The 26,480-nt window shown below is 67.7% G+C and carries 24 protein-coding genes; 11 read left to right on the top strand and 13 right to left on the bottom strand.

The genetic code is table 11. The features are described 5' to 3' along the window. Window positions 1-50: 50 nt before the first annotated feature. The gene (locus ACSVDD_RS04855; RefSeq protein ID WP_448188153.1) at window positions 51-2,090 is read right to left on the bottom strand and encodes a methyl-accepting chemotaxis protein; all 2,040 of its coding nucleotides are present in this window, start codon (window positions 2,088-2,090) and stop codon (window positions 51-53) included. A 161-nt stretch (window positions 2,091-2,251) separates the two neighbouring features. Next, the gene (locus ACSVDD_RS04850) at window positions 2,252-3,187 is read right to left on the bottom strand and encodes a LysR family transcriptional regulator (RefSeq protein WP_448188152.1); all 936 of its coding nucleotides are present in this window, start codon (window positions 3,185-3,187) and stop codon (window positions 2,252-2,254) included. A 105-nt stretch (window positions 3,188-3,292) separates the two neighbouring features. On the opposite strand from ACSVDD_RS04850, the gene ACSVDD_RS04845 reads away from it, so the two are divergent. Further along, entirely contained in the window at window positions 3,293-4,252 is a 960-nt protein-coding gene (locus ACSVDD_RS04845; protein WP_448188151.1) for a glutathione S-transferase family protein, read from the top strand. A 3-nt stretch (window positions 4,253-4,255) separates the two neighbouring features. Here the strand turns inward: ACSVDD_RS04845 and ACSVDD_RS04840 are convergent, their stop codons facing one another. Then, the gene (locus ACSVDD_RS04840; RefSeq protein ID WP_448188150.1) at window positions 4,256-5,146 is read right to left on the bottom strand and encodes a response regulator; all 891 of its coding nucleotides are present in this window, start codon (window positions 5,144-5,146) and stop codon (window positions 4,256-4,258) included. 209 nt (window positions 5,147-5,355) lie between these two features. On the opposite strand from ACSVDD_RS04840, the gene ACSVDD_RS04835 reads away from it, so the two are divergent. Then, the gene (locus ACSVDD_RS04835; protein WP_448188149.1) at window positions 5,356-5,754 is read left to right on the top strand and encodes a DUF423 domain-containing protein; all 399 of its coding nucleotides are present in this window, start codon (window positions 5,356-5,358) and stop codon (window positions 5,752-5,754) included. A 31-nt stretch (window positions 5,755-5,785) separates the two neighbouring features. Here the strand turns inward: ACSVDD_RS04835 and ACSVDD_RS04830 are convergent, their stop codons facing one another. Next, a complete protein-coding gene (locus tag ACSVDD_RS04830) occupies window positions 5,786-6,136 on the bottom strand; it encodes an ArsR/SmtB family transcription factor (protein WP_448188148.1) in 351 nt (116 codons plus the stop codon). Between the two features lie 198 nt (window positions 6,137-6,334). Here ACSVDD_RS04830 and ACSVDD_RS04825 point away from each other — a divergent pair, with 198 nt between their 5' ends. The 7 genes from ACSVDD_RS04825 (at window position 6,335) to ACSVDD_RS04795 (ending at window position 12,893) form a co-directional block, all read left to right on the top strand. Continuing rightward, window positions 6,335-6,562 (top strand): sulfurtransferase TusA family protein, encoded by a 228-nt coding sequence (locus ACSVDD_RS04825; RefSeq protein ID WP_448188147.1) that lies wholly within the window; start codon window positions 6,335-6,337, stop codon window positions 6,560-6,562. 119 nt (window positions 6,563-6,681) lie between these two features. Next, a complete protein-coding gene (locus ACSVDD_RS04820; RefSeq protein WP_448188146.1) occupies window positions 6,682-7,611 on the top strand; it encodes a histone deacetylase family protein in 930 nt (309 codons plus the stop codon). Window positions 7,612-7,738: 127 nt separating this feature from the next. Next, window positions 7,739-7,993, top strand: a complete 255-nt coding sequence (locus tag ACSVDD_RS04815) for an exodeoxyribonuclease VII small subunit (RefSeq protein WP_448188145.1) — start codon at window positions 7,739-7,741, stop codon at window positions 7,991-7,993. A gap of 25 nt (window positions 7,994-8,018) precedes the next feature. Then, a complete protein-coding gene (locus ACSVDD_RS04810) occupies window positions 8,019-8,885 on the top strand; it encodes a polyprenyl synthetase family protein (protein ID WP_448188513.1) in 867 nt (288 codons plus the stop codon). Window positions 8,886-8,899: 14 nt separating this feature from the next. Further along, window positions 8,900-10,816: a 1-deoxy-D-xylulose-5-phosphate synthase gene (gene dxs, locus ACSVDD_RS04805; protein WP_448188144.1), complete on the top strand. Its 1,917-nt coding sequence runs from the start codon at window positions 8,900-8,902 to the stop codon at window positions 10,814-10,816. Between the two features lie 219 nt (window positions 10,817-11,035). Next, a complete protein-coding gene (locus ACSVDD_RS04800) occupies window positions 11,036-12,055 on the top strand; it encodes a PAS domain-containing HWE histidine kinase family protein (RefSeq protein ID WP_448188143.1) in 1,020 nt (339 codons plus the stop codon). A 76-nt stretch (window positions 12,056-12,131) separates the two neighbouring features. Next, window positions 12,132-12,893 (top strand): TlyA family RNA methyltransferase, encoded by a 762-nt coding sequence (locus ACSVDD_RS04795; RefSeq protein ID WP_448188142.1) that lies wholly within the window; start codon window positions 12,132-12,134, stop codon window positions 12,891-12,893. A gap of 98 nt (window positions 12,894-12,991) precedes the next feature. Here ACSVDD_RS04795 and ACSVDD_RS04790 read toward each other — a convergent pair whose 3' ends face one another. From ACSVDD_RS04790 to ACSVDD_RS04780, 3 genes are all read right to left on the bottom strand, one after another. After that, window positions 12,992-13,483, bottom strand: a complete 492-nt coding sequence (locus ACSVDD_RS04790; RefSeq protein WP_448188141.1) for a hypothetical protein — start codon at window positions 13,481-13,483, stop codon at window positions 12,992-12,994. A gap of 886 nt (window positions 13,484-14,369) precedes the next feature. Beyond that, window positions 14,370-16,100, bottom strand: coding sequence for a signal peptide peptidase SppA (sppA, locus tag ACSVDD_RS04785; protein ID WP_448188140.1), 1,731 nt, complete (start codon window positions 16,098-16,100; stop codon window positions 14,370-14,372). Between the two features lie 14 nt (window positions 16,101-16,114). After that, a complete protein-coding gene (locus tag ACSVDD_RS04780; RefSeq protein WP_448188139.1) occupies window positions 16,115-16,687 on the bottom strand; it encodes a peroxidase-related enzyme in 573 nt (190 codons plus the stop codon). 160 nt (window positions 16,688-16,847) lie between these two features. On the opposite strand from ACSVDD_RS04780, the gene ACSVDD_RS04775 reads away from it, so the two are divergent. Then, window positions 16,848-17,927, top strand: coding sequence for a response regulator (locus ACSVDD_RS04775; protein ID WP_448188138.1), 1,080 nt, complete (start codon window positions 16,848-16,850; stop codon window positions 17,925-17,927). Window positions 17,928-17,946: 19 nt separating this feature from the next. On the opposite strand, the gene ACSVDD_RS04770 is transcribed toward ACSVDD_RS04775, so the two are convergent. The 6 genes from ACSVDD_RS04770 to fabI form a co-directional block, all read right to left on the bottom strand. After that, window positions 17,947-18,639, bottom strand: coding sequence for an alpha/beta fold hydrolase (locus ACSVDD_RS04770; protein WP_448188137.1), 693 nt, complete (start codon window positions 18,637-18,639; stop codon window positions 17,947-17,949). 307 nt (window positions 18,640-18,946) lie between these two features. Further along, the gene (locus ACSVDD_RS04765) at window positions 18,947-20,032 is read right to left on the bottom strand and encodes an ABC transporter ATP-binding protein (RefSeq protein ID WP_448188136.1); all 1,086 of its coding nucleotides are present in this window, start codon (window positions 20,030-20,032) and stop codon (window positions 18,947-18,949) included. 73 nt (window positions 20,033-20,105) lie between these two features. Then, window positions 20,106-21,125 (bottom strand): Fe(3+) ABC transporter substrate-binding protein, encoded by a 1,020-nt coding sequence (locus ACSVDD_RS04760; RefSeq protein ID WP_448188135.1) that lies wholly within the window; start codon window positions 21,123-21,125, stop codon window positions 20,106-20,108. A gap of 120 nt (window positions 21,126-21,245) precedes the next feature. Further along, window positions 21,246-22,919: an ABC transporter permease gene (locus tag ACSVDD_RS04755; protein WP_448188134.1), complete on the bottom strand. Its 1,674-nt coding sequence runs from the start codon at window positions 22,917-22,919 to the stop codon at window positions 21,246-21,248. Between the two features lie 16 nt (window positions 22,920-22,935). Further along, complete coding sequence (gene aroC / locus ACSVDD_RS04750) at window positions 22,936-24,006, bottom strand: chorismate synthase (RefSeq protein WP_448188133.1); 1,071 nt, start codon at window positions 24,004-24,006, stop codon at window positions 22,936-22,938. Window positions 24,007-24,117: 111 nt separating this feature from the next. Then, window positions 24,118-24,969 (bottom strand): enoyl-ACP reductase FabI, encoded by an 852-nt coding sequence (gene fabI, locus ACSVDD_RS04745; protein WP_448188132.1) that lies wholly within the window; start codon window positions 24,967-24,969, stop codon window positions 24,118-24,120. Between the two features lie 107 nt (window positions 24,970-25,076). Between fabI and ACSVDD_RS04740 the strand changes: the two genes are divergently transcribed. Beyond that, on the top strand, window positions 25,077-26,450 hold the full coding sequence (locus tag ACSVDD_RS04740) for a YihY family inner membrane protein (RefSeq protein ID WP_448188131.1): 1,374 nt from the start codon (window positions 25,077-25,079) through the stop codon (window positions 26,448-26,450). Window positions 26,451-26,480 lie beyond the last annotated feature (30 nt).

Genomic DNA, 26,480 nt, shown 5'->3' with positions numbered 1-26,480 from the left:
CCTTGCCCCCACCTAGCCTCCCCCGCCGGGGGCGGGGGAGGGACTGGGGGTTACGCCTGGTGGATGTCCGCCAGGAAGCGTTCGACCTTGCTGCCCAGCATTTCGGCCTGCCTGGACAGGCTGCCGGACGCATCCAGCACTTCCGATGATGCGGTGCCGGTCTTCAGCGCCACCTCGCGGACCGCGTTGATGCCGATCGTCACCTCGCCGGTGCCCTGCGCCGCCTGATTGACGTTGCGGGCGATCTCCGCGGTGGCGGCGCCCTGCTGCTCAATCGCGGTGGCGACCGCCATGGCGATGGCGTTCATCTGGCGGATGGTGTCGCCGATGGTGCGGATTGCCGTCGCCGCCTCGCCGCACACCGCGTGCATGCGGTTGATCTCCTGGGTGATGTCTTCGGTCGCCTTGGCCGTCTGGGTGGCGAGGTGCTTCACCTCGCTCGCCACCACGGCGAAGCCTTTGCCCATCTCGCCGGCGCGCGCCGCCTCGATGGTGGCGTTGAGCGCCAGCAGGTTGGTCTGTCCGGCGATGTCGCTGATCAGATTGACCACTTCGCCGACGCGCTCGGCGGTTTCCACCAGACTGCCGACGGTCGTGTTGGTGCGGTCCGCCTCCTCGACGGCCTGACCGGCGATGCGTTGCGACGCCTCCACCTGATGGGCGATGTCGCCGATGGTGGCGGCCAGTTCTTCCGACGCGGAGGCCACCGACTGCACGTTGCCCGACGCCTGCTCGGCCGCCGCGGCGACGGAGGTCGCCTGCCGGGTGCTCTCGGTCGCGGAGTCGGACATGCCCTGCGCCACCGTGCGCATGCGCGTGGCGGCCACGTGCACGGTGGTCAGCACGCCATTGACGTCGCGGTCGAAGGCGCGCACCAGACGGTGCAGTTCCTCGGCGTGGCGCTCCTTGGCCTCCTGGGCGGCGTGTTGCGCGGCTTCCAGGCGGGCGCGTTCCCCGGCGTTTTCCTTGAAGACCTGTACGGCCTCGGCCATCTCGCCGATCTCGTCGGCGCGGTCGAGGCCGGGGATCGCCGCTTCCAGATCGCCACCAGCCAGATGGCGCATGGCGGTGTTGAGCACGGTCAGCGGCCCGGTGATGCCGCGGATTGTTACCACGCTCGCCAGGATCGTCGCCGCGAGCAGCAGAACCGCCAGCGCCGTCACCGTCATGAACGCGGACGCGGCCTCCGTGCGCACGGTCCCGACGCGGCGCAGCAGGGCGGCGTTCACCTGATCCTCGACGCTTTTCAGAAGATCGATGCGCACGGTGGCGGTGGTGAACCATTGGTCGCCGGCGATGCCGCCCAGCGCGCCGGTCAGGCCGCCCGTGTAGACGGTCTTGCGCATCGCCTCGACGCGCTCCACCGCCTCGCCCGACACGGTCTTGGCGAAGGCCGCCTTGAGGTCGTCCGGCGCGTAGGTGGCGAAGCTGTCGAAGAAGGCCTGCTGCTGGGCGCCCAGCGCTATGAAGCGCTGGTACAGCGCCGGGTCGAACGTGCCGGCGGCGAAGCCGGTGCCACCGGTGGCGCGCTCTTGTCCGGCGCGCTCCTTGCCGTGCATCAGGCTGTTGTAGGCGACGATCAGGCCGGAGATCGACGGCGCGCCGCTGGAACGCGAGATCTCGCCGGCAATATCCAGCAGCCGCAGAATGGACCCGGTGTAGAACGCGGCCGAGTCCGGGCCGGGCAGTGTCAGCGCGGCGATGGCGTCGCGCTTCGCCGCCAGCGGGGCCAGCGCCGCCCGCGCGGCGTCCAGACGCGCCGAGAGCGCCGGGTCAGCGCCATAATCGGCGCGGAAGCGGTCGACGGTGCGGCGGTAGGTCTCGGCGGCCTTGTCGGACTGGCGGCGCTGCTCGGCCAGGGCGTCCGCCATCTTGGAGCCGCGGCTGGAGATGAAGACGGCGGAGGTGCCGCGCTCCTTCTGCAACTCGTGGACCAGGGCGCTCACGTCGGACACCAAGGCGGCCATCCCCTCCAGCCGTTCCATGGTCTTGAGCGTCTGGCGGCTGTCCAGCATGGCGGCGGCCGAGAAGCCGAGCATGCCCAACAACGGCAGCACGACGACCAGCGCGAAGCGGTGTCGGATCCGCATTCTCCGGGTCAGATCCTGCATGAATGTTCCCCCCGTCCGTCCATTCCCACCTGCTGTGGGCGCAGAACGCCAAGCTCAAGGGTATTACCGTTTTGTAACGGTCCCGGGCTTGACTTTGGTCAACGGCAATAGCGAAGGGCGGCCGCTTGCACTTGTGACAACTACGCCGCGACGGCGCGCGCGGCGGGGGGCAGGGCGGCGTCCCAATACGGCTCGGGGCCAAAGCGCGTCGCCAGGAAATCGACGAACGCCCTCACCTTGGGCGACAGGTGGCGGTTCTGCGGGTACACCGCATAGACCGCCGAATCCGAGAACGTGTAGTCCGACAGCAGGCACCGCAGCGTACCGGACGCCAGCGCCTCGCCGCAGATGAAGGTGGGCGCGATGGAGATGCCGTGCCCGGCGATGGCGGCGGACAGCAGGATGTCGCCGTTGTTGGCGCGCAATGGGCCGGACACGCGCACCGAGCGTATCTCGCCGTCCACCTTGAACTGCCACTGCTCGGCCGCCGGTACGTTGGTGTAGAGCAGGCACAGGTGCTGTGCCAGATCCTCCGGTGTCGCCGGGGTGCCGTGCTTTTCCAGATAGGCGGGACTGGCGCAAATGACCCGGCGGTTGGGCGCCAGGCGCTTGGCGATCAGCGAACTGTCGCGCAGCCGGCCGATGCGCACCGCCACGTCGTACCCCTCGTCGAAAAGGTCGACGTAGCGGTCGTTGAGGTCGATATCGACCTCGATGGCCGGAAACCGCTCCATGAACTCGGCGATGGCCGGCGCCAGATGCAGCAGCCCGAACGACAGCGGCGCGTTCACCCGCAGCCGCCCACGGGGGGCCGAGTGTAGATCGGCCACCGCGCGCTCCGCTTCGTCCAGATCGGAGAGGATGCGTGTGCAGCGTTCATAGAACGCCTGCCCCACCTCGGTCAGGCTCAGCTTGCGGGTGGTGCGGTTCAGCAGCCGGGCACCGAGCCGGTTTTCCAATTCGGCGATGCGGCGCGACACCACGGATTTGGACAGATTCAGCCGGTCTGCGGCGGCGGTGAAACTCTTGGCGTCCACCACCTTGATGAAGGCCAGCATGTCGTCGAGGCGATCCATCCCATTGTTGTACACGCGGCAACGATGAAGTGCCAGCGCGGTGGGTACCCGGCGGCCTCCCGCCGGTTTATTTCGGAGGGACATGCCAGCGCGGAGGAACGTGTCATGGGGCTGCTGATCGACGGTTGCTGGACCGACCAGTGGTACGACACCAAAGCGTCGGGCGGCGCCTTCGTGCGGCCGGAGACGCAGTTCCGCGGCTGGGTTCGGGCGAACGGTTCGACGCCGTTCCGGCCCGAACCGGGGCGCTATCACCTGTACGTCTCGTACGCCTGCCCGTGGGCGCACCGTACGCTCATCCTGCGTACGCTCAAGAAACTCGAGAGCGTGATCTCCGTCTCCGTTGTCGATCCGCTGATGCTGGAGAATGGCTGGGAGCTGCCCGAGGGCGCCGATCCGGTCAATGGCGTACGCTTCCTGTCCGAGGTGTACGTTAAAGCCAGTCCCGGCTACTCGGGCCGCGTCACCGTGCCGGCGCTGTGGGACAAGGCGACCGGCACCATCGTGAACAACGAATCGGCAGAGATCATCCGCATGCTGAACCGCGAATTCGACGCCCTGGGCGACGCGTCGCGGGACTTCTGCCCGGAAGACCTGCGGGACGAGATCGATCGGGTCAACGCCTTCGTCTACGACCGCGTCAACAACGGCGTCTACAAGGCCGGCTTCGCTACCGCCCAGGACAGGTACGAGCACGCCTTCGACGCGCTCTTCGACGCGCTGGACGCGTTGGACGCGCGGCTGGCCGGACAGCGCTGGCTGGTCGGCAACCGGTTGACCGAGGCGGACTGGCGGCTGTTCACCACGCTGGTGCGATTCGATGCGGTGTATGTCGGCCACTTCAAGTGCAACAAGCGGCGCATTGCCGACTACCCCAATCTGTCCGGTTACCTGCGCGACCTGCATCAGGTGCCGGGCGTGGCGGCGACGGTGCGCTTCGACCACATCAAGCGGCACTACTACGGCAGCCACCGCACCATAAACCCGACCGGCATCGTGCCCAGGGGACCGGAACTGGACCTCGGCTCGCCGCACGGCCGAGAGTGGCTCGGGCCGGGGCTGTAGCCATCAGGCCAGATGCCGCGCCAGCGCTTCCAGCAGACCCAGCGTTCGGAACGGCTTGGCGAGGTAGTCGTCCATCCCGGCGGCGAGGCAGCGGTCGCGGTCCTCGGGGAAGCCGTGCGCGGTCATGGCGATGATCGGCACGCCGGCACGCGGCGCCGGCAGGGCGCGAATCGCTGCGGTGGCGGCCATGCCGTCCACGTCGGGCATCGCCACGTCCATCAGCACCGCGTCGAAGGTCCCCTCCGCCATCAGCCGGACCCCTTCGGCGCCGCCCTCCGCCAGCGTCGTGGCGAAGCCCGCCTTGTTCAGCAGGGCGGCGGTGATGACGCGGTTGGTGGCGCTGTCGTCCACCACCAGAATCCGGCCGCCGCGGCCCTGCGCCCACGCCGTCAGCCGCTCCAGCCGGGCGTCCGTGCTTTCGGGCGTCCGATCGGCGGGCAGCGCCTCGACCGGCACGGCGAACCAGACACGGTTGCCGCCCTCCGGCCGCACCTCACAGCCGACGCGGCCCAGCGCCAGCAGCGGTTCGGCCAAGCGGCGGCGCTGGTCCGGCGTCAGCACCGGGGCGGTGTCGGTGATGGAAAACACCAGCGAGCAGCGGCCCGGCTCCGCCGGCTCGGTGGTCAGCGACACGGTGACGTGGCCGCGCTCGGTGGTCGTCAGCGCGTGGCCGGCCAGCGCCCGCAGCGCCCGGCGGATGCCCGACGCGTCACCCCGCGCGCGGATCGGGGCAGCCGGGTCGATGGTGCTGTCGAGCCACAGCCCCTTGGCGGCGGCGACCTCCACCAGTTCCAGCGCGATGCCGTGCGTCAGGTCGGCAGGGGTGAAGACGTCCCATCCGGCCGGTAGGACGGCGGCAACCCGCTCGGCGGTGTCCTGGGGCAGCAGGCGCATGATCCGAAGTCCGCTCAGCCTTGGCAATTTGCGACGCAATTTGCGTGTGCGGCCGAGGAAAACGCTTGGTTTTCGCGGGCCGACCGCACGACGCAGTCCAGCGCAGCAAGCGGCGGGCCAATCCTCCTTTGGAAGGGGAGGCATCCTTCTTCGGCAGGATGCCCAAGTGCGGGTATGCTCGGGCGGCAATGGGATCGGCGAGGGGGACCATGGGAATCATCGGGCGGATCTGGCTGGCGTTCGCCGGGCTCAACGCGGCGGTCGCCGTGGGGGCCGGCGCCTACGCGAATCACGCGCTGGCCGGTCCGGGGCTGGAAAAAGCGCAGGAGTGGGTGCGCACCGCCGGGCAGTACCAGCTCTGGCACGCGCTGGCGCTGATCGCGGCGCTGCTGCTGGCGGCACGGACAGAGGGGCTGGCACGGCTGGCGGTGCGGCTGGCGGGCTGGCTGTTCCTGGCCGGCATGGTGCTGTTCTGCGGGACGCTCTACGCGCTGGCGTTCCAGGCCGCTCTGCCGGTGCCGAACACCGCGCCGCTCGGCGGCAGCGCCTTCATGGCCGGGTGGGCCGTGTTGGCGCTGGCGGCGCTGCTGCCGGGGTGGCGGCGCTGAGCGCGGGGCAAGCCGCCTAGGTCAGCCTGGGTCAGGCCGGGGCGGCGGCGGCGCGGCTCTCGCTGTCGTTGGCGCCGGCGGCGGGCTGGCGCGCGCAATAGAGGTCATGCAGCGTCGCCATGACGTGCTTCGCCTCCTCGCCGTTCAGCGAGTAATAGATGTTCTGAGCGCTGCGCCGGGTCGCCACCAGCTTGTCGCGGCGCAGCCGTGCCAAGTGCTGCGACAAGGCCGATTGGCTGAGCCCCACCAGCTCTTCCAGCTCGCCCACCGACTTCTCGCCGAGCGACAGGTGGCAGAGGATGAGCAGGCGGCGCTCGTTGCTCATGGCCTTGAGCAGCGTGCTCGCTTTGCGTGCGTTGGCTTGCAGGTCCGCAATGTTCATCAAAATGCCCCTACCGTCGCGTCGTCTTGTTTTTCCGGCCGGGCCGGACACTGGACTAACCGCTGGTGTTACCACATGATATGGAGGGATTCGACCCCTTGTCTACTGTGGCTTTCAGGACATTGTACCTAGGCCGTTCGGCGGGTATTGTTGCCAGCAAGCTATTGATTTGACACCTATAGGAATGGGAGCAGCGCTATGGCGCGCCACGAACTCGATGCGAAGGGACTATTGTGCCCGCTTCCCGTATTGCGTGCCCGCAAGGCATTGAAGGCGCTCGGCCCCGGTGACGTGCTGGTGGTGGAGGCCACCGATCCGAGCGCGCCCAAGGACTTCGCCGCGTTTTGCGACACCACCGGCAATCGGCTGTTGTCCAGCACCGAAGCGGACGGCGTCTTCCGGATGGAGGTCGAACGGGCGGGGTAACCGGCACCGCCCCACTGGGGGTGTGACGATCCGGCCCGCATTCCTCCTGTACTTTGATTAGCGATCCGGGAACAATAGCGACGGGAAACGCCAACGACGCTGATCGTAACGACACAAACATGTTCACCACTCTGTTCACGCACCCGACCTGCCTGGAGCACGACACCGGCCTCGGGCACCCGGAGTGCTCGGATCGCCTGAAGGCGGTGCTGGCTGCGCTCGAAGCCGAGGATTTCCACCTGCTGGAGCGGGCCGAGGCGCCGCTTGCCACGACCGAGCAGATCGCCCGCGTCCATCCGCTCTCGCACATCGAGCGGGTGATGCAGGCGGTGCCGGAGAGCGGGCACGCGGGCATCGATGCCGACACCGTGATGTCGCCGCTGTCCGGCGAGGCCGCGTTGCGGGCCGCGGGTGCCGTCATCGCGGCGGTGGATTCGGTCGCCGCCGGCCATTCGCGCAACGCCTTCTGCGCGGTCCGCCCGCCCGGCCACCACGCCGAGCGCGCCAAGGCCATGGGCTTCTGCCTGTTCAACAACGTCGCCGTGGGCGCCCTGCACGCGCGCGCCGTGCACGGCATGCAGCGCGTGGCGGTGATGGACTTCGACGTGCACCACGGCAACGGCACGCAGGACATCTTCCAGGACGACCCGGACCTGCTGTACTGCTCGACCCACCAGTCGCCGCTCTACCCCGGCACCGGCGACGCGGGGGAGATGGGCCAGTACGGCAACTGCGTGAACGCGCCGCTGCCGGCCATGGCGGGCAGCCCGGAATTCCGGCACGCCATGTCCCACATCGTCCTGCCGGCCATCGACCACTTCAAGCCAGACCTCGTCATGATCTCGGCCGGCTTCGACGGGCACTCGCGCGACCCGCTGGCCAGCCTGCACCTGATGGACGACGACTTTGCCTGGGCGACGCGCAAGCTGGGCGATCTGGCGCGCACGCACTGCGGGGCGCGCATCGTGTCGGTGCTGGAGGGCGGCTACAACCTGCGCGCGCTGGCGTCGGCCTGCTCGGCGCATGTTCGTGAGCTGATGGCGGCGTAAACATCTGCTTTTCGGACTGGCCGGCGGTATAGGTTCGGGCGGCGGCGTCATACAGCCGCCGTCCGTGCTTGCGCATCCGCATCCGGCGGGCCTAACTTCAATAACGGTTTCACCAGCGGTCCGATTCATGTCCGAACTCCCCACCGTCCCGCCGGACATCGCGGCGATGAGCTTCGAAGACGCCCTTTCCGAGCTGGAGCGCATCGTGCGCCAACTGGAGGAGGGGCGCGGCAAGCTCGACGAGGCGATCTCCTCCTACGAACGCGGCACGGCGCTGAAGCGCCACTGCGAAGCCAAGCTGCGGGAAGCGCAGGCGAAGGTGGACCGCATCACCGTCGCCGCCGACGGCTCCATCGCTACCGAACCGGCACGGATCGACTGACGTGACAGTGAACCTCAAAGCCGCCATGGCCGAATCCGCGGAGGTGGTCGAACAGGCCATCGCGCGCCTGCTTCCCTCCACCGACTACCCGGAATACCGGCTGTACGAGGCGATGCGCTACGGCAGCCTCGGCGGCGGCAAGCGGCTGCGGCCGCTCCTGGTGCTGCATTCCGCCAGCCTGTTCGGCGTGAACCCCGACTGCGCGCTGCGCACCGCCGTGGCGGCGGAGCTGGTGCACTGCTACTCGCTGATCCACGACGATCTGCCGGCCATGGACGACGGCGACCTGCGCCGCGGCCGGCCGACCGTGCACCGCCAGTTCGACGAGGCGGCGGCCATCCTGGCCGGCGACGGCCTGCTGACCTACGCGTTCGAGGTGTTGGCCGACCCGGCGACGCACGAGGACCCCAGCGTGCGCTGCAATCTCGTGGCCGCGCTTGCCAAGGCGGCGGGGCCGCACGGCATGGTGGGTGGGCAGATGCTCGACCTCATCGCCGAGCACGAAACCTTCGACATCGGCACCGTCACCCGCCTGCAACGTATGAAGACCGGCGACATGATCGCCTTCTCCTGCGAGGCCGGCGCCATCCTCGGCAAGGCCGGGGCGCCGCAGCGGCACGCGCTGCGCGCCTACGCGCACGACCTCGGGCTGGCGTTCCAGATCGTCGACGATCTGCTGGACGTGGAGGGTACGGAGGCCGAGACCGGCAAGTCGGTCGGCCGCGACGCCGAGGCCGGCAAGGCCACCTTCGTTTCCATCCTCGGGCGCGAACGCGCCCGTGCCCAAGCGGAAATGCTGGCGAAGCAATGCGCCGCGCACCTGGAAATCTTCGAGGGGCGCGCCGACATGCTGAAGGCCGTGGCCGAGTACGTCGTGACCCGACGCACGTGATAGGGAGTGAGAGAGTGACCGCGACCAGCAAGACGCCGCTCCTCGATCAGGTGCATACCCCCGCCGATCTGCGGGCGCTGAAACCCGAATTGCTTCGCCAGATCGCCGACGAACTGCGCACGGAAACCATCGATGCCGTCTCGGTCACCGGCGGGCACCTGGGTGCCGGCCTGGGCGTGGTCGAGCTGACGGTGGCGCTGCACTACGTCTTCAGCACGCCGGACGACCGGCTGATCTGGGACGTCGGGCATCAGTGTTACCCACACAAGATCCTCACCGGCCGGCGCGACCGCATCCGAACGCTGCGCATGGGCGGCGGGCTGAGCGGCTTCACCAAGCGCTCGGAGAGCGTCTACGACCCGTTCGGCGCCGGCCACAGCTCGACCTCGATTTCCGCCGGGCTGGGCATGGCGGTGGGCCGCGACCTTCAGGGGCGCACCAACAACGTCATTTGCGTCATCGGCGACGGGGCCATGAGCGCCGGCATGGCGTACGAGGCGATGAACAACGCCGGTTCGACCGACAGCCGGCTGATCGTCATCCTCAACGACAACGACATGTCCATCGCCCCGCCGGTCGGCGCCATGAGCGCCTACCTGTCGCGCGTGGTCTCGTCCAAGCCGTACGTCAGCCTGCGCCATCTGGCGAAGGACATCGCCGACCATATGCCGCGCCCGCTGCGCGACGCCGCCCGCAAGGCGGAGGAGTACGCGCGCGGCTTCGTCACCGGCGGCACGCTGTTCGAGGAGCTGGGCTTCTACTACGTCGGCCCCATCGACGGGCACAACCTCGACCATTTGCTGCCCGTTCTTCAGAACGTGCGCGACCTCGACGACAAGCCGGTGCTGGTCCACGTCGTCACCAAGAAGGGCAAGGGCTACGCCCACGCGGAGAAATCCGCCGACAAGCTGCACGCGGTGGCCAAGTTCGACGTGGTGACCGGCGCCCAGGCCAAGCCGAAGGCCGGCCCGCCGACCTTCACCCGCGTCTTCGCCGACGCCCTGATCGCCGAGGCCGAGGCCGATTCGGGCGTGGTGGCGATCACCGCGGCGATGCCCTCCGGTACCGGGCTGGACCTGTTCGCCAAGCGCTTCCCCGACCGCTGCTTCGACGTCGGCATCGCCGAGCAGCACGCGGTGACCTTCGCCGCCGGCCTGGCGGTGGAGGGGCTGAAGCCGTTCTGCGCCATCTACTCGACCTTCCTTCAGCGCGCCTACGATCAGGTGGTGCACGACGTGGTGTTGCAGCACCTGCCGGTGCGCTTCGCTCTGGATCGCGCCGGGCTGGTCGGGGCGGACGGCGCGACGCACGCGGGGGCCTTCGACGTGGCCTATCTCGGCTGCCTGCCGGACATCATTCTGATGGCCGCGGCGGACGAGCAGGAACTGATGCACATGGTCGCCACCCAGGCCGTCATCGACGACCGGGCGAGCGCCTTGCGCTACCCGCGCGGTGAGGGCACTGGCCTGGAACTGCCGGCGCGCGGCACGGCGCTGCCCATCGGCAAGGGCCGGGTGCTTCAGGAGGGCAGCAAGGTCGCCATCCTCAGCTACGGTGCGCGGTTGGGCGAGTGCCGCAAGGCGGCGCAGGAACTGGCGGCGCGCGGGCTGTCCACCACGGTGGCCGATGCGCGCTTTGCCAAGCCGCTCGACGAGGACCTGGTGCGCCAGCTCGCCCTCAATCATGAGGTGCTGATCACCATCGAGGAGGGCTCGGTGGGGGGCTTCGGCAGCTTCGTGCTGCACTTCCTGGCGACCTCCGGCCTGCTCGACGGCGGGCTGAAGATCCGCCCGATGGTGCTGCCCGACCGCTTCCTCGACCACGACGCGCCGGTCAAGCAGTACGAAGAGGCGGGCCTCGGCGCCAACGCCATCGTCGCCACGGCGCTGCTGGCGCTGGGCATCGACGCGCTGACCGAGGCACGCGCCTGACCCGCAGTCGTTTCCCGTCCCGGTAGACCGCAGGGCCGTCCGTGCGCGGGCGGTCCTTCGCATTTTTGTTTGCACATCAAAGAACGGCGCCGAAGGTCCTACCCCTTTTTGAGTGGTTTGGAGTCGGTGGGTTTCCCTGGAGACGCCATCTTCCGTCCACTACATTCCGTCAAATCCGGGATCGATCCGCACGGATCTTGCTGAGGATCTTTCGTCTTTATGCCTCCTCCGTCCGCCTCCGCTGTATCCGGCGTTCCCGACTCCGAACAAACGGCGCTCCTCCTCACGTCGCTGGAGCGGGCACCCGTCGCCATGGCCGTGGTCGAGGGGGCGGAGCACCGCTACCGCTATGCGAACGCCGCCTTTCGCGCGCTGGCGACGGGGCAGACGCCGCTGCCCGGCGGCCGCCTTGCCGACAGTTTTCCCGGCTTGGCGGAAAGCGAGTGCGTGCCGTGCCTGGGCGAGGTCTATCGCACCGGCCAGCCGGCGCGGGTCAACGAACTGCGGCTGACCCGCGACGGTGGCGGGGCCGAGGTGTGGGACGTGGACTGCGTCCCCCTGGCTGGCCCCAGCGGTGTGGGCAGCGTTCTGATCACCGTGCACGACGTCTCTGCCAAGGCCGCCGCGCTGGCCGAGAAGGAGGGCTTGCTGCGCGAGGTCAACCACCGGGTCAAGAACAGCCTGCAACTCGTCTCCAGCCTGTTGACCCTTCAGGCGCTCAGTTCCATAGACCCGGACATGCGCCGCCAGTTCCAAGAGGCGTGCGGGCGCATCGGCACCATCGCCCAGGTGCACCAGCGCCTGTATCAGAGCGAGACCTACAGCGTCGTCGCCTTTGGCCAATATTTGCGCGACCTGTGCCGCGAACTGAGCGGCAGCCTGTCGGCGGCAGAGAAGGGGCGGGGGATCATGGCGAACGCTGACGAGATCGATCTGCCAGCGGACACTGTCATTCCGCTGGCGCTGGTGGTCAACGAACTGGTCACCAACGCCATGAAATACGCCTACGCCGATGGCCAGACGGGCGACGTGGCGGTGGATTTCCGCGTGATGCCGGACGGCCGGAAGCAACTCACCGTGGCCGATCGTGGCCGCGGCCTGCCGGACGGCTTCGACGTGGAGCGCGCCGACACGCTGGGCATGAAGGTGGTGCGCGCCTTCGCCGGCCAGCTCAAGGGCCGCTTCCGGGCGGAGCCCAATGGGCCGGGAACGCGGTTCATCATCGACCTGCCGGCTTGACCACACGTCGCTGAACGCTTGCCCTGCCTGCGGCATTGCGCCATGCATCTCCCCTGACCGAGGGGAGAGCAAGGGCATGGCGAAGGTGCGCGTGGACATGGCGCTGGTGGAGCGTGGGCTTGCCGAGAGCCGCGCCAAGGCGCAGGCGCTGATCCTCGCCGGACTGGTCTATTCCGACACCCGGCGCATCGACAAGGCCGGCGACCTGCTGCCCGCCGAGGCACCGCTGTCCGTCAAGGGCCAGGACCACCCATGGGTGTCGCGCGGCGGGCTTAAGCTGGTGAAGGGCTTGGACGAATTCGGCATCGACCCGGCGGGGCTGGTGGCGTTGGACGTCGGCGCGTCCACCGGCGGGTTCACCGATGTGCTGCTCAGCCGTGGGGCGGCCAAGGTCTACGCGGTGGATGTCGGGCACGGGCAGCTGGCCTGGAAACTGCGGCAGGACCCGCGCGTGGTGGTGCTGGAAAAGACCAACGCCCGACACCTGACCCGCGCCGAGATCCCCGACGCAATCGACCTTGTGGTGTGCGACGCCAGCTTCATCGGGCTGGAAGTGGTGCTGCCCGGCCCCCTGGGGCTGGCAGCCTCAGGGGCGCGGCTGGTGGCGCTGATCAAGCCGCAGTTCGAGGTCGGCAAGGGCCGGGTCGGCAAGGGCGGCGTGGTGCGCGAGCCGGAACTGCACGCGGAAGTCTGCGAGCGCATCCGCGACTGGCTGAACGGCCTGCCCGGCTGGCGCGTGCTGGGCATCGCCGAGAGCCCGATCAGCGGCCCGGAGGGGAACAAGGAGTTCCTGATCGGTGCGGTGTATGGTCCACCCTCTACCTTTTTGGATGAGTGACAAAATAAATTGATCGGGAAGTCTTTATCAATATTTTGTGGATTAGGAAGCAAAAAGAGGCGCTGGGTGGGCGCCTCTTCATATCGTCTTTCCTAATATTAGTAAGCATGGCATGGGGCAATCTTCAGAAGCCTCTCATCAAGGCGATACCGGTAGTCGCCCACAACCTCCTCAGCTTGTCGGTAGAGCTTGGCTCTGTAAATGTTGTCATGCGTGCTATGATGGGCATTAGTTTTAGGGGGGGTTGTTCCTTGTTGGGCGCGCGTTTCCTCAATGCCGTTGTGCAATAATAAGGTCAATGCCTTGCACAAAGGTATAAAGTGGCTCTCTTCTACAAGACCTTGCTCTTTAAGGCGGTCAAAAAGGCTACGGAAGCCCTTGATCTTCACGCCAACTAATTGAGGGTGTTGGGCGTGCCAAAGTAGAGTCAGGTGCTCATCTACGCGATTCGCCCGATACGACTCATTGCTTCGGAGATAGATCAACTGATCCATCTCCGGATCGAAATACGCTGTCGGCTCAAACGGCTTGCCGTCATTCATGGCGTAGAGCCGCGCGAACAGCTCAGCGGTCTGTCGCTCTATGGCCATGGCATTTTCTCCGAATAACGCGTTGCGTGATCCTCGGGCAACTCGGGCATGACAGCGTCGCTCAAAACCCATTCCCAATGGTAAATGAGATACACCGTCTGGTGATCCGCTGCGAGGTTGCGCCTGATCTGATCGCGTTGGCCATCATCGTCTACACGACGAAGATATGCAACAAATACACTCGTTGCGGGAGGATCGCAACGGTTCGGTTTTCCGGACGATGCATCAACACCGAAGCTTGGCTTGCAAACCAACGTCAATACGCGATCCTCTCTGTACCAAGGAGGGTACCCTGGCACACTCATAGGCCGCTTCAAGCCGCGAAAGATTGCTGTCGGCTTACAGAGGACAGCTCCTTGGATCAAAAGAAGATCCGACTCGGCAATCTTTCCGAACATACGCATGTCCGCGAGCGCCATGAGCCTGTCCTCTTTTACCGCTCCCAAAGTTGCCTCGCTTTGGTGCAGCTTCAAGGGGACCCTGTGGTATGTGAGAGATTGGTTGTTACTCAAGTGAGACCGGCTCCCCAAGGAAGAGGGGCGCAATCTACGTAAATTGAAGTGGTGGTGCAACCTCTGCTTTGGCGCCAGGGCTGCGCGTGCTGTGTTCAACTGAATGCATACCAGAGTATTCGCTCGTAGGATGTGCGTATCACTTGAAGTTACCCTGAGTATCCGCTGACTCAAGATTCTGAGGGCTCCAACGTGCTGGTGATTGCTGGTCAAGTTAGGCATTTAAGCAAAAATTCCCCGAATATACCGCGTATTCGCCTGATTTAAGGATTGTCATCCTACAACAGGCTTCCTGGTTGGTCAAGAGACGTTAACCAGAGGCACTCATCTCAGAGCGGCAGCCACCCAACGACCAAATTTAACAAAATACGGCGCTAATTTATTTTAACTTTAGGCGTGCTCGCCCTGATCCCCGGCGTCACCGCCTCCCGCATCGCTTCCAGCCATGGGCGCAGCGCCGCCATCCGTGCCATTGCACCCTGCGCGAGGCCCTTGCCGGACGCCACGCTCATGATCTCCTCCAGGGTGGATTTCGGCGGCGGGTACACTTCCAGCGACACCGGGGCGTCGGCCGCCAGGCCAATCGCCTCGCGCACCCGCACCAGCGCCGTCTCGGTATCCCCCAATTCGTCCACCAAGCCGAGGCCGAGCGCCTGCGCGCCGGTCCAGACGCGGCCCTTGGCCGCCGCCCGCACCTTGTCCGGCGGCAGCTTGCGCGCCTCCGCGACCTTGGCGAGGAAGGTGGAGTAGGTGCTGTCGATGATCGCCGTCAGGCGGTCCTGCTCGGACTGGCTGAAGGGCTGGAAGGGCGACCACATGCCGGCGTTCCGGCCGTCCGCCACCACGCCCCAGTGCACGCCGAGCTTTTCCGACAGGCCGTCCACCGACATCTTGCCGGCCACCACGCCGATGGAGCCGGTGATGGTGCCGGGGGATGCCACGATGCGGTTGGCGTTCATCGAGATCCAGTAGCCGCCCGACGCCGCCGCGTCGCCCATGGAGACGATCACCGGCTTGCCGCGCTCGCGCGCCTTGACCACGGCGCGGCGGATCGTCTCCGACGCGGTGACCGAGCCGCCGCCGCTGTCGACACGGAACAGGATCGCCTTGACGTCGTCGTCGTCGATGGCGTCCTCGAACGCCTCGACGATGGTGTCGGAGCCGGCGGTCAGCTCGCCGATGCCGTGTCCCTCGCTCTCGCCGCGGGTGATGTTGCCGATGGCGTGGATCAGCGCCACGGTGGGCCCGTCGTCGTGCGGCCGGCCGGTGGACTCCAGGTAGTCCGCAAGGTCCACCATTTCGGCGCCGCCGGCACGGCGCTCGGCCTCGGCCTCCGTCTCGTCGCGGTAGCCGATGCGGTCGATCAGGCGGGCCTGGAACGCCTCCTGGTCGAGCAGCGGCGCCCGGTCGATCAGCCCGCGCACCGCCGCCGGGTCGAGGCGCCGGGCCTTGGCGATGCCGTCGATCATCTGCTGCGACAGGTCGCCGAGCAGCGCCTGGGTCGCCTCGCGGTTGGCAGGGGTCAGGTCGCGCTGGGTGAAGGTGTCGGCGAAGCTCTTGTACTCCTCGCGCTGCTGGACCTGCGGCTGGACGCCCAACTGGTCGAGCGCGCCGCGCACGAAGGGGATCTGCGCCGCCAGACCGGTGATGCCGACGTTGCCCAACGGCTGCATCCACACCTCGTCGAAGGCGGTGGCGAGATAGTACGAGCGGTTGCCCGACCCGCCGCCGCCGAACTCCTCGGCGAAAGCCAGCGCGAAGCGGCCGGAGTTGCGGAACCGCTCGACGGCGGCGCGCAGCTCCTGCGCTTCGGCGAAACCCGGCTCATGTCCGCCCAGGCGCACCACCAGCCCCTTGACCCGCTTGTCGGTGCGCGCCTGTTCGAGCGCGTCCACCACGTCGCGCAGGCTCGATTCGCGGCCGAGCAGGCTGCTCAGCGCGTCGCCGTCCGGCCGGCTGGACAGCGGCTGGTCGAGGTCCAGGTTCAGCACGATGGAGCCCGGCAGCGACTCCTCGTGCTGCCAGACGAACCACACGGCGGTGCCGATGCCGGCCACCACCAGGAAGCCGACGAAGGCGAACAGACGGACGAGGAAGCGCAGCATCGGGAGGGTCCCTATCAGCGGTCGAGCGCGTGGTATTCGCGGTTGGGGATCATGTCCACCGCCGAGGCGACGCGGTTCGACATGTTGTAGAACCCGGCCACGTCGGCGACGTCGAAGATCTCGTCATCGCTTAAGCCGGCGCGGCGCAGGGCCTCGCGGTCGTCCTCGCCCATGGCCCACGGCTCCTTGGTGAGCTTCCAGGCGAAGTCGAGCATGGCGCGCTGGCGCGGCTCCAGCGGTGCGACGCGGTAGTTGGTCACCAGCATCTCGCCCAGTTCCGGGTCGCCGGACAGCTTGCGCACCGCCTGCCCGTGCGCCACCAAACAGTAATAGCAGTGGTTGGCCGAGGAGACGACCACCGCGATCATCTCGCGCTCCAGCTTGGACAGCTTGCTCTCACCGAGCATCAGCTCGTTGTAGAACTGCGCGAAGGTGCGCAGCTTCTTCTGCCGCGCGCTGTAGGAGCGCAGAACGTTGGGGATGAAGCCGAGCTTCTCCGTGCACTTGTCGAAATAGGCCTTCATGTCGTCGTCCAGCGTGGACGGGTCGGGCACGGGCAGGGCCATGATATGGTCGGGCTGCGGCATCTCTTCGGTTCCTCCTTTTGTTGTTCGGTCCAAGGTAGCGGCGCCATGCGTCCGCGCAAAGCCTTCCCTGTGCCGGTGCCCTCAACTTCTTCCTCGCAAGGCTGTCCCGGACGTGGCATGAATTCGCCGTTAATCCAAGGCACTAGATCAGCAAATCGCGATGAACGACGCACCGATCAAGGGGTGGTCGCGGCTGGGCCAGCTGTCCGTGCTGGTGGTGGAGGACAACGCCTTCATCCGCTCGGTGCTGGTGGGCGCCTTGCGCACCGTCGGCGTGGGCACGGTGCACGCCGCCAAAAGCGGCGCCGACGCCATCCGCTTCTTCGAGGACCGAAAGGCGGCGCTGCCACCCGGCGCGTCGCCGGTGGACGTGGTCATCACCGACATCGTCATGCCCGAGGTGGATGGCATGATGCTGCTGCGCTGGATTCGCTCCAGCCCGAAATCGCCGGACAAGTTCCTGCCGGTGCTGATGCTGTCCGGCGCGGCCGACCGGCATTATGTGGCGCAGGCCCGCGACCTGGGAGCCACCGACTTCCTCGCCAAGCCCTTCTCGGCGCACACGGTGAGCAACCGGCTGATGCTGGCCATCGCCCGCCCCAGGCGCTTCGTTCTGGCCAACGGCTATTTCGGCCCCGATCGCCGGCGCACCGCCAAGCCGGTGCAGATGGACTGTCGCATGACCTCCGATCCGGAGATCCTGGTGGTGCACAGCCAGTCCAAATCCGTGGGCATCGACCGCTATCCGGTCGTCTATTTCGAGCTGCCGAACCGGCTGGGCGCCAAGGCCGGCATCAACCCGCGCGACCCGGTGCCAATCCTGCCGGAGTCGGTGCTGGAAGCCGCCGAGGCGGAAATCCAGAGCCGGGCCGGCGACTACGCCACCTGGATCGTCGGCGAGGTCGAGGAAATGGCGCGCCGCGTCGACCGCCTGGGGGGCGACTCGCGCCACGTAGCCGGTTTGGTGGCGGACATCAACCGCTCGGCGCACGAGATGCGCGGGCAGGGCGGCATCTTCGGCTACCCGCTGATCACCCACATCGCCAAGGCGCTGTACGAGGCGACGAGCGGCGGGTTGAAGGCGGTGGCCCCCAACGAGCAGCTGCTGTTCAAGGCGCACGTCGACGCCATCAAGGCGGTGATGAACGGCCGAGTCAGCGGCGACGGCGGCGCCACCGGGCAGCAGCTCCTGGCGTCGCTGGACGTGGCGAAGAAGAAATACGCCAAGGCGGCGGAATGAGGACGGGGTGGACTCGTCCTTACCAGAGCGAGGCGATGAACCCGGACACTAGGGCGAGGACGGTTTCCGGCCGCTCACGGTGCGGCACATGATAGGTGTCCGCCATGATCTCGACCCGCGACGGACCACCGGAGAGCTGCCCGATCATCTCCGGATGGCGTGTCGTTCCGTACTCGTCGTGGATTCCGTGAATGGCGAGCACCGGGCAGGTCGCCAGAGGCAGGACGCCGGCGAGTGACCACAACGCGAACTCCGGATGAAGCCACGAATCGGTCCAGGCATCGAGGACCCACTTGGCCTTTTCCCCGTGATACCGCTTGAGGCGATCGACCTGCCGTTCGTCCTTGAATTGCTCCTTGGCCACCGCGATGGCCTGGAGAGTCCGGTCTTCCGGGAAGACCTGCGCTGATTCGGTGATCAGGGCTTCGCAATCCGTGGCGAACGCGGCCGCGCAATGGACGGCCATGCCGCCGCCGACGCTGTGACCGAAGGCGACGAATCGCTGGAAGCCGAGTTGCTCGCGGATGACCGGAAGGTAGGTCTTCGCCTCGTCGGCTATGAACCCCACTGGCGCTAGGGTGTCGTGCCGGGGATCGGACATTCCAAACCCCAGGCGGTCGTAAGCGATGACTCGGCGTCCGGTGATCGCGCTCAAATCGGCTGGGAAGTTGCGCCACAGATCGACGCACCCCAGGGAGTCGTGGAAGAGCACGATGGGGCTGTCCGACGGGGCGGTGCCCGCCTCACCGGCAGGGGTCCAGACACGCGCGAAAAGCCGTCCCCGCGGATGGTCGACCCAAACGTTGTTGGAAATGATGGCGGAGGCTTCGAAGCATGACGGTCCCATTGCTCTTCCTTCGATCCATGGTCCAGGGAGCCGTGGGGCGCAGCGGCGGCGGGATCGGCTCGGCGAGATCAATCATTTTTACCATACGGACCCGTATGGCGCTTCCTTTTTCTTGCTCCGGAGGAACCGACGGCGGGCGTCATTGGCTGGGAAACAGGGCAATACGTCGGGGCTACGCGCCCGCTCGCTCGTCGCGGAACAGCATCAACCGTTGCGGATCGACGGATGCCGTCACTGCATCGCCCGCGCGCATGGGCACGTAGCCGGCCAGACGGGCGTGGATCTCGACGCCATCGGGCATCCCGGCCGCCGGCAGGCTCAGGCACACGCGGGTGGTCGATCCCAGGAAACTCGTGCGCCGCACGGTGGCCGCGATGCCGCCGGAGACGCCGCCGGGGGGCTGCACCGTCACGTCCTCGACCCGGCAGGCGACCTCCATGCAGCCGGTGGCGGCTTCTGCTGGGACGGCGAAGCGGCCGAGCGGGGTGTCCAGATGGCCGTCCACCACGCGGGCGGAGAAGCGGTTCAACTCGCCGAACAGCTGGGCGACGAAGCTGTTCGCTGGGTTGCGGTACAGCGCGTAGGGCGTGTCGGCCTGGACGATGCGGCCCTCGGTCATCACCACGACGCGGCTGCCGATCTCCATGGCCTCCTCCGGGTCGTGGGTGACGACGATGGTGGCGATGCCGCTGGCGCGGATGATCTGCACCACCTCCTCGCGCACGGCGCGGCGCATCTGCTCGTCCAGCGCCGAGAACGGCTCGTCCAGCAGCAGCACGTCGGGCTCGCGCGACATGGCGCGGGCCAGCGCCACGCGCTGCTGCTGCCCGCCCGAGAGCGTGTGCGGGTAGGCGTCGGCGTAGCGTTCCAGCGCCACGAGATCCAGCAGCTCGGCCACGCGGGCCTCGCGCGCGGCGCGCGGGCGGTGGCGCAGGCCGAAGGCGATGTTGCCGGCCACCGTCAGGTGCGGGAACAGCGCGAAGTCCTGGAACATCATGCCGACCGGCCGGCGCTCCGGCGGCAGCGAGCGGCCGGGCACGGCGACCGGAACGCCGCCGATGGAAATCGCGCCGGCCTGCACGGTCTCAAGCCCTGATATCAGGCGCAGCAGCGTGGACTTGCCGCAGCCGGATGGGCCGACGATGCACGTCACCTCGTGCGGGGCGACGGTCAGCGACACGTCGTTCAGCGCGGTATGGCCGGGGTAACGGTGGCGGACGTCGGCGATCTGGATGGTCGATGACGGCGGCTTCGACATGGTGCCCCACCTGCGGAAAGCCGCGGACCGGGAGGCCCGCGGCGGTCTTCATAGCATTATTTTCAGCCGGGCATCATTTCCAGCCGGCGCGGTCCATGATCTGCAGGGCCTTCTGGTTGTTCTCCAGATACGCCGCGGCGTTGAGGCTGTCCTGCTTGAAGGCGCCCAGCGACACCAGGGCCGGGTGCGGCTGCACCGTGGCGTTCACCGGGAACTCCATGTTGCCGTCGGCGAAGGCGCGCTGCGCGTCCGGGCTGGCGAGGTATTCCAGCAGCTTGACGGCTTCCTCGCGGTGCTGGGCGGTCTTCACCACGCCGGCGCCGCTGAGGTTCATGTGGGTGCCGCGATTGGACTGGTTCGGGAAGATGGCGCCGACCTTCTCGGCCACCGCGCGATCCTCGGGCTTGGCCGAGGTCATCAGCTTGCCGAGGTAGTAGGAGTTGCTGATGGCGACGTCGCCTTCACCGGCGGCGACGGCCTTGATTTGGTCGGTGTCGCCGCCCTTCGGCGCGCGCGCCAGATTGGCGACAAGGCCCTTGGCCCACGCCTCGGTCTTCTCTTCGCCGTTGGCGGCGACCAGCGAGGCGGTCAGCGCCAGATTGTAGGGGTGCGTGCCGCTGCGGGCCAGGACGCGGCCCTTCCAGACCGGCTTGGCGAGATCCTCGTAGTCCTTCAGGTCTTCCGGCTTCACGCGGTCCTTGGCGTACACCAGGATTCGGGCGCGGATCGACAGGCCGTACCACTGCCCCTGGGCATCGCGCAGATGCGTCGGGATGACCGCTTCCAGGGACTTCGACGGCAGCGGGGCGAGCAGGCCCTCACGCGCCGCCAGGGCAAGACGCTCGGCGTCCACGGCGATGAACAGGTCGGCCGGGCTGTCGGCACCTTCCGATTTCATGCGCTGGATCAGCTCGTCGGGGTTGCCCTCGATGAGGTTGACCTTGATGCCGGTGGCGGTGGTGAACGCCTCGTAGATCGCCTTGTCGGTGCTGTAATGGCGCGAGTTGTAGACGTTTACCTCGGCGGCCTGCGCACCGGCACCCACACAGATCCCGGCGAAAAGGGCCAGCGCGCCCAGCTTGGAACGAAGCATCCTGCCACCTCTGCAATTGCAAATCATTATCAGTTGCGATCTGGATAGCAGAGCGCGGAGGGGCTGTCGAGAGGCCGCGCGACGAAAGGAGCAGGCATGCGGCGGAGTGCCGCAGGGGGCTCAGCGGTGGCCGGGCCGCGACGCGTTGAGCGAGCGGCTGAGCAGGATCACCGGCAGCAGGCCCACGGCGACGATGATCAGCGCCGGCAGGGCGGCGGCGTCGAGGCGCTCGGTGGAGGCCATGCGGAAGGCTTCGACGGCCAGCGTCTCGAAGTTGAAGGGGCGCAGGATCATCGTCGCCGGCAGCTCCTTCATGATGTCCACGAAGACCAGCAGCGCCGCGCTGAGGATGCTGGCGCGCAGCAGCGGCACCTGCACCCGGAACAGCACCTGCACCGGCCCGCTGCCCAGCGAGCGCGCTGCGCCCTCGATGTTCGGGCTGACCTTGGCGAAGCCGGATTCCAGCGGCCCGTAGGCGACCTGGAAGAAGCGGATCAGGTAGCCGTACAGGATGCCGAACACCGTGGCGCCCAGCAGCGTGCCGGCGGGCAGGCCGAACCACTGCCCCATGGCGCCGATGGCGATCAGGATGCCCACGGCGATCACCGTGCCCGGCGTGGCGTAGCCCAGCGTGGCGACGCGCGCGGCAATGGCGGCGAGCCGGCTGCGCTCGCTGCGCACGCCGTGGATTACCGCCAGCCCGACCGCCACCACCACGACGGCGCCGGACGCGGCGAGCATGAAGCTGTTCAGCGCCGGCAGGGCGACGGAGGCGCCCCACACCTCCTCGCCGCCGGTGGCGATCAGGCGCAGCAGAATGCCGGCCGGCAGCAGGAAGCCAAAGAACACCGGCGTTCCGCACACCATCCAGGCCAGCGCGGCGCGCCCGCCGGTCAGGCGGATGGTCGGCAGCGCGCGGTACTTGGTCGTCGTCTGGTGGAAGCGCATGCGGCCGCGCGACACCCGTTCCAACGCGACCACCACCACGACGAACAGCAGCAGCAAGGCGGCGAGCTGCGCCGCCGCGGCCGGGCTGCCCAGCGCGAACCACGTGCGGTAGATGCCCACGGTGAAGGTGTCGATGGTGAAGTACTTCACCGCGCCGAAATCCGCCAACGTCTCCATCAGCGCGTAGCCGACGCCGGCCGCCAGCGCCGGACGGGCCAGTGGCAGCGCCACCCGCCAGAACGCCCCGAAGGGCGTCGAGCCGAGCGTACGGCTGACCTCCAGCACGCAGGCCGACTGCTCCAGGAACGCCGAGCGGCCGAGCACGTACACGTACGGGTAGAGCACCGACGACAAAACGAAGCCGGCGCCGCCCAGCGAGTGGATCTCCGGGAACCAATAGTCCGCTTTGCGCCAGCCGAAGGCGGCGCGCATCCACGTCTGCAAGGGTCCGGTGAACTGGAAGAAGTCGGTGTACGTGTACGCCAGCACGTACGCCGGCATGGCGAGCGGCAGCAGCAGCGCCCATTGCAGCACCGCCCGGCCGCGGAATTCGTACATGGTGACGGTCCAAGCCGACGCCACGCCGACCACCAGCGTCATCCCGGCGACGATCAGCAGCAGCGCCAGCGTGTTGACCACATAATCGGGGAGCACCGTCTGCGCGAGGTGCGTCCACATTCCGTCGCTGGACGCGGACAGCGCTTGCAGGAACACCGCGGCGATGGGGGCGGCGATGACCGCCGCCAGCCCCAGCGCCACCAGCGTGCCCCAGCCCGTGCCGGCGACAATGCGTCTCAGTCGCACCGGCAAGCCGGTAAACTCGTGCCTGTTGCCGGCGACGGACATGAGGTGTGGCTCCCGATCAGCGCGCGTAGGCGCGCCAGCGCAGCCAGTGGTCGGCCAGCACGCAGGCCATCATCGCCTCACCCACCGGCACGGCGCGGATGCCGACGCAGGGATCGTGGCGGCCCTTGGTGATCAGGTCGGTGTCGTGGCCCTGGAGGTCCACCGTGCGGCGGGTGACGAGAATCGAGCTGGTCGGCTTCACCGCGAAGCGCACCACCACGTCCTGGCCCGTCGAAATGCCGCCCAGCACGCCACCGGCGTTGTTGGACAGGAAACGCGGGCCGGACTCGTTGCCGTGGCGCATTTCGTCGGCGTTTTCCTCGCCGGTCAGCGCGGCGGCCTCGAAGCCGTTGCCGATCTCCACGCCCTTGACCGCGTTGATGGTCATCATCGCGGCGGCGAGGTCGCTGTCGAGCTTGTCATAGAGCGGCTCGCCCAGGCCGGCCGGCACGCCGGAGGCCACCACCTCGACCACCGCGCCGATGGAGGACCCGCGCTTGCGGATGTCGTCGAGGTAGTCGGACCACAGCGCCGCGGTCTGCGCGTCGGGGCAGAAGAACGGGTTGTTGTCCACCTCCGCCCAGTCCCAGCGCGCGCGATCCACCTTGTGCGGGCCGATCTGGACGAGTGCGCCGCGGACGGAGATGCCCGCCAGCACCTTGCGGGCGACGGCGCCCGCGGCGACCCGGCACGCCGTCTCGCGCGCCGAGGACCGGCCGCCGCCGCGGTAGTCGCGGATGCCGTACTTGGCCTGATAGGCGTAGTCGGCATGGCCGGGGCGGAACTTCTGCGCGATCTCGCCGTAGTCCTTGGAGCGCTGATCGGTGTTCTCGATCAGCAGCGAGATCGGCGTGCCGGTGGTCTTCCCCTCGAACACGCCGGACAGGATCTTGACCTGATCCGGTTCCTGACGCTGGGTGGTGAAGCGCGACTGGCCGGGCCGGCGCTTGTCCATCCAGGGCTGGATGTCGGCCTCCGACAGGTCCAGCAGCGACGGGCAGCCGTCCACCACCACGCCGATCGACGGCCCGTGGCTCTCGCCCCAGGTGGTGAAACGGAACTGCTTGCCGAAGCTGTTGCCGGCCATCGGAGACCCCTCACGCGCAATCACTCATGTCCCATCACCGTTATCCCCGCCTTCGCGGGGATGACGGGTGGGGGAGGCGGTTGCCGCCCCCGGCCCGGCGGGAGCGCCGCCTTACTCCGCCTTGGCGGTGCTGGCGCTCAGGCCGTTCAGCAGTTGGCCCACCGCGGCCGCCTCGTCCACCGCCACCATGCCGACGACGTGATAGCCGCTGTCCACGTGCATCACCTCGCCCGTCACACCGGCGCCCAGGTCGCTCAGCAGGAACAGGCCGGCGCCGCCGACCTCCTGGATGGTGACGTTGCGCTTCATCGGCGCGTTCAGCTCGTTCCACTTCAGGATATAGCGGAAGTCGCCGATGCCGCTGGCGGCCAGCGTCTTGATCGGGCCGGCGGAAATCGCGTTGACGCGGATGTTCTGGGCTCCCAGATCCACCGCGAGATAGCGTACGCTGGCCTCGAGGGCGGCCTTCGCCACGCCCATCACGTTGTAGTGCGGCATCACGCGCTCGGCACCATAGTAGGACAGCGTCAGCAGGCTGCCGCCGTCGGTCATCAGCGGCACCGCCCGCTGGGCCACCGCGGTGAACGAGTAGGCGGAGATGTCCATGGTGCGGAGGAAGTTGCCCCGCGTGGTGTTGAGGTATTTGCCGTCCAGCTCGTTCTTGTCGGAAAACGCGATCGCATGCACCACGAAGTCGAGCTTGCCCCATTCCGCCTCGATGGCGGCGAACGTCGCGTCGATGCTGGCTTCGTCACTGACGTCGCAGGGCAGAACCAGACGCGCGCCGATCGAATCGGCCAGCGGCTTCACGCGCTTCAGCAGCGCGTCGCCCTGGTAGGTGAAGGCGAGCTCCGCGCCCTGCGCGGCCAGCGCGGTGGCGATGCCCCAGGCGATCGAGCGGTCGTTGGCGACGCCCATGATCAGGCCGCGCTTGCCGTCCATGAGCGGCTTCGGGTTCGACATCCGGTCCTCGTGACAGTGGTGGCCGTGTTGAACGGCGGTTCAGGAAATTTGCCGCGCATCCTACACGAAAGACGAGCCGGGTCAAACCGGGTGGGGGAAGGAGTCCTATGACCGAACCGGTGGCCAGTCCGGGGGGGAGCCCGCCCGAGAAGCCCTTCGTCGAGCGCCGGCGCAAGCCGAAGGCCGTGCGCATGCTGCGCGAGCTGTTCGGCTTCCTCGGCCATGCGGCGATGCGCTACTACAACGACAACTGCTTCCAGACCGCGGCGTCGCTGACCTACACGTCGCTGCTCGCCCTGGTGCCGATGATGACCATCGGCTTCGCCATCTTCTCGGCGTTCCCGGCGTTCTCCGAGCTGCAAAAGCGCGTGCAGGAGCTGATCTTCCGCAACATGGTGCCGCAGATCGGCGATGCAATTCTGGAATACCTCGGCCACTTCATGGCCAACGCCGGGCAGATGCCGGTCTTCGGCATCATCGGGCTGGCGGTGTCGGCGGTTCTGCTGATCTGGACCATCGAGGGCTCGTTCGCCTCGATCTGGCGGGTCAAGGAGCCGCGCTCGGCGGTCACCCGCATCCTGTCCTTCTGGGCCATCGTGTCGCTGACCCCGCTGTTCGCCGGCGCCAGCCTGACGCTGTCCACCGAGTTGTGGAAAGCCTTGCGCTTCGTCCATCTCGAGGAACTCGCCGCACCGGCGGAGGGGATCAGCGGGATCCTGCCGTTCATGCTGCAATGGATCGGCTGTTCGCTCTTGTACCTGATCATCCCCAACCGCACCGTTCAGTGGCAGGACGCGGTAGGCGGCGGCGCCATGGGGGCGCTGCTGCTGGAGGGCTCGAAGGCCGGTTTTGCCTGGTACATGCGCGAATTCCCGGCTTACCAGACCATCTACGGCGCGCTGGCAACGGTGCCGATCTTCCTGTTCTGGCTGTACGTGGCGTGGTCCACCGTGCTGTTCGGCGCGGTGGTCACCGCGGCGCTGCCGGAATGGCGGGCCGGCAAGATCACCCGCGGCGGGCCGGAAGGGCTGCTGCCCGGCCAGCGTCTGGCGCTGGCGCTGGCGGTGCTGCACGAACTGATGGACGCCAACCGGCTGGGCGTCGGCATCCGCCGCCGCACGCTGGTGGCGCGGGTGCCGGTGGGGGCGGTGCTGATCGACGGCATTCTCGAACAGCTGCGCGACGCGCATTGGGTGGCGCACACCACGCGCGACGCCTGGGTGGTGACCCGCGACCTGAACGAGGCGACGCTGTTCGAGCTGATGAAGGCGCTGGGCATCGGGCTGCGCGGCCCGGTCCGCGGCCTGGGCGGACTGGAACTGCCCTGGCAGGAGCGCACCGGCCAACTCCTCGACGCTGCCGAGGCCGGGCAGCAGGAGATCCTCGGTGTGTCGCTGAAGGCGCTGCTGTCCGACCAGGAGTCCGGCGGCGGGGCCGGGGCGGCGGTTCCGCTGAGCGCGCGCCGCCGGTCGTCGTCCTAGACGGCAACAGGGATAACATTTGAACAGGTG

It is taken from the genome of Azospirillum terrae, assembly GCF_053470425.1.
The sequence above is the reverse complement of the archived record's forward strand: the minus strand, read 5'-3'. Positions and strand labels throughout refer to the sequence as shown.